The following is a 420-nucleotide window of genomic DNA, read 5'->3' on the forward strand; positions in this document are numbered from 1 at the left end:
GTACGGACATGGACACGAGTGGTGCGGACACCACGGGGACAGGCGATCTGCCCCGAGCCGTCAGGCTCGCCTGGGGGCTCACCGAACCGGGCAGTCGGGGGCCGCGACGCGGGCTGAGTCTCGAGAAGATCCTCGACACCGCAATCGAAGTCGCGGATGCGGAGGGTGCCGCGTCGCTGTCGATGGCCCGCCTGGCCAAGGAGCTGGGCTTCACGACCATGTCGCTGTACCGGTACGTCAAGAGCAAGGACGAGCTGATCGAGCTGATCACCGACCGGGTGGTGGGGCCCGCGCCGCACATCGAGCCGGGCACGCCGTGGCGGGATGCGTTGGCGCAGTGGGCCACCTCCGAGTACGAGGCGCTGATGCGGCACCGGTGGTGGCTGCAGCTGTCCCTCGGGGGCGTGCCGCCGACCGGAC

Annotated in this window: 1 protein-coding gene; it reads left to right on the forward strand. The window is 70.2% G+C overall.

Features of this window, described 5'->3' with window-relative positions:
* On the forward strand, positions 1–420 hold a 420-nt coding region (locus AC1DYG_RS20085), incomplete at both ends, for a TetR/AcrR family transcriptional regulator (protein WP_477641601.1).

The organism is Pedococcus sp. P1_H8, from assembly GCF_056405175.1.